Source organism: Alicyclobacillus shizuokensis NBRC 103103 (genome assembly GCF_001552255.1).
In the GTDB taxonomy this organism is placed as follows: domain Bacteria; phylum Bacillota; class Bacilli; order Alicyclobacillales; family Alicyclobacillaceae; genus Alicyclobacillus_G; species Alicyclobacillus_G shizuokensis.
The window spans coordinates 1-5,194 of record NZ_BCQV01000082.1 but is presented as its reverse complement, the minus strand read 5'-3'; the positions used below and the strand labels follow the sequence as shown (position 1 = coordinate 5,194).

At 49.4% G+C, this 5,194-nt stretch carries 5 protein-coding genes and 2 pseudogenes; 4 read left to right on the top strand and 3 right to left on the bottom strand.

All coding sequences use genetic code 11. The features are described from left to right. Positions 1 to 226 (bottom strand): annotated as a pseudogene (locus ASH01S_RS19100) (hypothetical protein); the annotation flags it as partial. A 79-nt stretch (positions 227 to 305) separates the two neighbouring features. Further along, positions 306 to 971 carry a TetR/AcrR family transcriptional regulator gene (locus tag ASH01S_RS17105; RefSeq protein WP_083517319.1) on the bottom strand — a complete coding sequence of 222 codons (666 nt, stop codon included), beginning with the start codon at positions 969 to 971 and terminating at the stop codon, positions 306 to 308. Between the two features lie 1,163 nt (positions 972 to 2,134). On the opposite strand from ASH01S_RS17105, the gene ASH01S_RS19805 reads away from it, so the two are divergent. The 4 genes and pseudogenes from ASH01S_RS19805 (at position 2,135) to ASH01S_RS18175 (ending at position 4,731) form a co-directional block, all read left to right on the top strand. Next, positions 2,135 to 2,506, top strand: a complete 372-nt coding sequence (locus ASH01S_RS19805; RefSeq protein WP_373278599.1) for a group II intron maturase-specific domain-containing protein — start codon at positions 2,135 to 2,137, stop codon at positions 2,504 to 2,506. A gap of 91 nt (positions 2,507 to 2,597) precedes the next feature. After that, positions 2,598 to 3,065, top strand: a pseudogene (locus tag ASH01S_RS17095) (transposase); the annotation flags it as partial. Positions 3,066 to 3,238: 173 nt separating this feature from the next. Beyond that, on the top strand, positions 3,239 to 4,018 hold the full coding sequence (locus tag ASH01S_RS18180) for a SpoIID/LytB domain-containing protein (protein ID WP_083517317.1): 780 nt from the start codon (positions 3,239 to 3,241) through the stop codon (positions 4,016 to 4,018). Between the two features lie 116 nt (positions 4,019 to 4,134). Continuing rightward, positions 4,135 to 4,731, top strand: coding sequence for a DUF4829 domain-containing protein (locus tag ASH01S_RS18175; protein ID WP_169794270.1), 597 nt, complete (start codon positions 4,135 to 4,137; stop codon positions 4,729 to 4,731). A 94-nt stretch (positions 4,732 to 4,825) separates the two neighbouring features. Here the strand turns inward: ASH01S_RS18175 and ASH01S_RS19565 are convergent, their stop codons facing one another. After that, entirely contained in the window at positions 4,826 to 4,960 is a 135-nt protein-coding gene (locus tag ASH01S_RS19565; protein WP_281178243.1) for a hypothetical protein, read from the bottom strand. Positions 4,961 to 5,194: the final 234 nt, after the last annotated feature.

The window sequence follows — 5,194 nt, the reverse complement described above, 5'->3', positions numbered from 1 at the left end:
ACACTTCCCGAAGTGAAATCTCTCCCTCGCCCGGACTATATTGCAAGGAGACACTTCCCTGAGTAGATAAAATATGTTGATAAACCTCCATGGCTTCTTGTACAGGGAACAATTCGGGTGACGGCAATCCACCTGCAAACGAAATGATATCCGGTTGCTGCGTCACCTTTAGAATTCCCCGAATAAAAGATGGTTCAGAATTTTGAACCCGATGTGCAAGTCTCATTGGAAGGGCCCCTCTGTAACAGTTCTGTATCTCATGAATGAAGTGGCTGATTCACGCTCCATGACCAGCAGCCGGTCTTTTATTTCTTTGTGAAGCCTGTCGAATCCTGCATGTCACGATTTACGCCACGTAACCCGTCGAAGATGACCGACAGGATACGAGCTGATATCCCCGAATCATCGCCATATTTTTCGAGCGTGAGCATCACACCAGATACGATGGCGATCACGTCAACAGCTGTAATATCCGCGCGAACTGCGCCACTTTGCTGCGCACGGCTCAGCAGTTCGCCCAGCGCATTGCGAAACTCCAGTGAGATCCCGGAAAGCGTCCGAAGAATATCCACGCCAGCGCGAGCGATGGCGTCGACAAGTCCCTTATTGTTCAACCCTTCTCGTACAATTTGTGAAAGAAAATCAAAAAAGGCCGATCCCGGATCGTCATAATTCAGCATGTCCTTGGCCTTCTCAATGACACGTTGCTTATAGTTGACGATGACCGCTTCATATAGGGCCTCTTTCGTAGGGAAGTGACGATAAACGGTTCCTATTCCCACACCGGCTCGACGGGCAATTTCATCAATCGGAATCTCGATCCCGTTGGTCGCGAAAGCTTGGGTTGCGACATCGAGCACCCGCTCCCGGTTGCGCCTAGCGTCCGCTCTTAATGATTTTTCGGCAGAAACACCAACGACTTCACTTGAACGCCCATCGCCTGAATCTTGCAAAGTATCCTTTGTTGACATATACGCGGCACCTCTCAGGACTTAAGTTTACCCAGATCGGTACGGGTTGACAATCGGAGTCCGCATTCCGTATATTAAACGGAGTAAACATTCCGTTTGGAATGTGGTGAAAAGCCTATCACATACTTTGGAGGGATTCCTTTGAGCGAACAAAAAGATGCTGCAACTCCATGCAAAGTATTTGAACGCCTGTTGCATGCGATGGAGAGGTCCGCGTTCGACGATTTTGTGGAACTATACGCGGAGAATTCCGTCACTGAAATGCCATTCGCGCCTCCAGGATCCCCGACTCGTGTCGAGGAAACGCGGGAAACCTTACGTGCCCGACTTGAAGCACTCCACAGTCGGGGGGGCGCGAATTGAAAAGATTGATGGCGTCGTGATACACGAGACGTCCGATCCCGAAGTGATCGTGGGGGAATACCGAGTTCTGGGAAAAAGCGCCGACTCAGGTAATCCTGTTGCGCTGCCCATGATTATGGTCACCAGAGTCAGGCACGGTCAGATCGTTCACACACGCGACTACTCGAACCCTATCGCTATCGCTGTAGCGCTAGGAAGACTTCCCGAACTCATTGCAGCACTCTCTGGCGAGGAATCCAAATAAGGAGTGCTGGATGATTCACTGTGTGAAATCCCACCCCTACACACTGGAGCCCCATCCACCGGATGGGGCTTCGGCGATTTCAAGCAAACACCCCTTCAGGTCAGTCGGCGATTCCCATCGTTTCATCAAGGTGATCGCTTTATTCAGGGCGCTCGCTTTATCCTTTGTAATCGTATGGTCCTCTGTATGGTAGTGCAATCCATGAGGTTTGGATGCGGATTCAATTCATATGGTCAAATAGATATTGAAGATTCTTCATGTACAGTTCCTTACCTGACCACGCTTGATATAGATCAAGTCCGAATTTGTGTGTAAATTGCCCTCAATGGTAGCCGACGTTGCGTTACCTGAGATGGTGAACCTTTGAGTCCTGTTTCAGCTCTTCGAGATTGTTCTTTCGCCAAGTCCAGTATTCAGCCATTTCGAGATATTTGCGGCCCGTAGTCCACCAAATGCTACTTGGCAGACTGGGACTGACTCTGTCACTCGAAAAGACGCGAGTAGTGAACCTGCAAAAGACCGGAACGGGATTCGATTTCCTCGGCTACCACTATCGATGGCTCCCGAGTCGTTGGAAGCCCGGTGCATGGTACGTCGCTTGCTGGCCGAGTCAGAAGGCGATGAAGCGAGCGCGCGACCTTATCGCGAGCTGACTCCACTGCATCGCGTAGGACTGCCGGTCAGCATGGTTGTCCAGGACCTCAATCGTTTCCTGACTGGATGGGCTGCGTACTTCCGGTATGGGAATTCCACACGCCAGTTTCGAGCAATGGACAACTACGTGGTAGAGCGACTGAGCCGATTTATTTCTCGAAAGTACGGTCGTCGCGGCATCCGACGTGGGATGTCGGTCTACCTCTCTAGTCACACACATCTTGGTTTGCGTACATTGGCGGGAACAGTAGTTTACGATTCTGTGAATACCTGAGGTGAAGGGATTAAGAGAGCCGTGTGACGGAGAACGTCACGCACGGTTCGACGAGGGGAGGCTGGAAACGGCCCTGCCGCGCCAGCCTTCTACTCTACTTATGCGCAATTTCCTGGATGCGGTGCCGAAGAATTTGCAGGCGGAGCTATACGGAAAGGTCCGGGCCATCTTGGATGCGCCAGATGTGGAAACGGCCAGGTTGCTGTTGAATCGGGTTGTGGATGAGTATGGCGAAAAGGCCTCCAAGGCTGTGGATATCCTCGAATCGGCGTTTGACGATATCACGGCGGTGCTGGCGCTGCCGGAGCGGTACAGAAAACGCCTCCGGACAACAAATGGCCAGGAGCGGTTGAACGAAGAGGTTCGTCGGCGAGACAGGGTTATCCGAATTTACCCGAACCGAGACTCGGCGTTCCGGCTCATCGGCGCCTTGCTCATGGAGATTGACGAGAAATGGCAGACGGGACACAAATACTTCGACATGGCGGACTATTTCACATGGCGTAAGGAGCAAGAGGAACAGGCGAAAGAGACGACAAAGGTACTCAAAATCAGTTGACATAACTCATTTACCGAGAAGGGGCGAATTTACACCACATTTAGGACTTGATCTGGGTTGAACAAAACAATTATATTAATCATAAATTTGTAAATATAGCGATCTCACAATCGTTGCATGGGGTAGTGGGGCATCTGTCCTTGCTATACAATTACTTGCAAGGAGGAAATCCTATGAACAAAAGGGTTATTGGTCCGCTGTTGTCTGGTCTAGCAGTCGCCATGTCTAGCGCTTGTCTACACCATTCGGCCTCTGCGGAAACAATAAAAACGCCGTCGGTGGGACAACTTCCTCAGCAACAAGGCTTACAGCCGGGAGACCAGGGTTACGTAGGAGCTCTTAACAATCGCCCGTCGAATGAATATATTCCCACCACGAAGTCTGATGGAGAGCCGAATGTATCATCAGGGGGTTCGTGGTATGACTATGAACCATCGACGATTAAAGTGCTCATGCGCACTAATAATAACCCCAGTGCCTCGGGAACAGTTAAATCGTATAACTTTGGATACTACCTAAACAATGTACTTCCCAACGAATGGGAAGCATCCTGGCCGTCTCAGGCATTGGAGGCCGGCGCCGTTTCAATCCGTAGCTATGGATGGTATTGTGTAAATCATCCCAAATATCCAGATGTCGGTGCCGCTTTGGACAACACAATAAACTCGCAGGTCTTCAAGCCCGGTTCGTCTACTTCCAAAACCAATAATGCCATTAGTGACACGGCGGGGCTAGCCATCATATACTATGGAAATGGGGGCTCCGAACAACCAGGGTTCTTTAAGGCCGGATCGTATGGTCCGGGGCGCGATTCAAGCAGTTACAGTTTTTACAACAACGCGTATCAGAATGGAGAATGGTATTATGCAAATCAGGGTAAGAGTTGGAGTTGGATGCTAAGCTATTACTACCCTGGAACAAGTCTAATACAAGGTAGTGGCAGCGGGTATTAATGTGGTTCATTGGAAGATGTGTTAAAACCTTTTAGGATGAGGGGGGAAGGGTTGGGTGGCTGTTGGCCAACCCTAGATCGACAATGGAAACAACCAGGACATATGTGTTATCAATTATGGCATGCGGGATTATATTGGGCATGACCCCTGCTTGTGGCGTGCTCTCCCATCCATCAGGCGTGAGCCAATCATCCGATTCTTCGAAAGCCACCTCCTCAAAGTCTGCGAAGAAGCCAAACCAAGAGTCGTCGACTCCGACTAGTAAAGTTATAGGATCCAACGGTAAAAATTCAACTCCCACTAGACCCAAACTGTCAAACATAGAATTGAAAACAGATCCTGTGGCAGCAAGAGTACCAAAATTATTCTATAAATACGTTGAAGAAGGTAAATACAACCAAGCAGGAGAGCTGTTAGGCCCACAACTAAAGTTCGAAGCAGGCCTAAGCTTCCGGAAATATTTGAAGAATATAAAATACGTCGACTTTGAACGCATAGTTGATATTTCCGCCAATCCAGGTCCCATTAACGCAACCTATGCGAAGTATTACAAGATCAAGGTTTATTACGCGGACATGGATGTGGAAGTCCGAAATCCTAAGTTGGTTCCGAATTTACAAGGTCCTCAGTCTCGTAGGTTTATCCTCATCAAGGAAAAGCGAAACAGCCCTTGGCTCATCGACACTGATGAGGATACAGAAACGCGAACTTGATACGTGAAGTGGATTGAGATTCGAAAGACGAGCAGGGACCTCGTCCTGAATTACGGTGGCACAAAGCCGCCCCTATCTCTTTTAGGGTCGGTTATCAATTAGGCTTGCGTGGAACATAGGCGATCACCTCTTTCTCAGCTATTTCTGCAACATAACGTCCAATGCCAGTAACCTCGCCTTGAATCTTGCGAATCCATTCAAGAACTGCGGAGCTATTGACAGAAGCCATCGTTGCGTCCCTAGTTGGTTTCGCCACACGCTAGTAGACACGCACGGTGGCTTCGTCGTCAATTGTGGACGACGGATTTTACACCACTACCTGAGACTTTAACGCGTTCATGGTTTTGCCTGGCTATACGCATTGTTAGGTGTTGTTATTGTTTTAGCTGCCGGTGCGGTGATCATGCAGTTTTTGCGATATGTTTGCAAAGGACCTCAGAGTGTGTTTGGCTTGGATACGCAG